Genomic DNA, 255 nt, shown 5'->3' on the forward strand with positions numbered 1-255 from the left:
GCCAGCCAGACGACAGGCGCACGCTGACCACACTCAGGCATTTGCTGACGCTGGCGCCGGAAGCGTTCCGTGCCGTGCTGGACGAGATGCAGGCAAGTGACGCGGTCAACGGACTGATTGCGCGGGCTGCCAATCGCCACCTCGGCAAGTCGGACCGTGAGGCCAGCGGAGTGCTTTCGGCGGCCCAACGACACACGCATTTCCTCGACAGTCCGCGCATGACCGGGGTGTTGGGGCGATCGGACTTTCGGTTCG

The 255-nt window shown here is 65.5% G+C and carries 1 pseudogene; it reads left to right on the forward strand.

The features are described from left to right. Nucleotides 1-255: pseudogene (locus K6N12_RS33870) on the forward strand (type IV secretory system conjugative DNA transfer family protein); the annotation flags it as partial.

Source organism: Rhizobium redzepovicii, from assembly GCF_019793435.1.
Classification (GTDB): domain Bacteria; phylum Pseudomonadota; class Alphaproteobacteria; order Rhizobiales; family Rhizobiaceae; genus Rhizobium; species Rhizobium redzepovicii.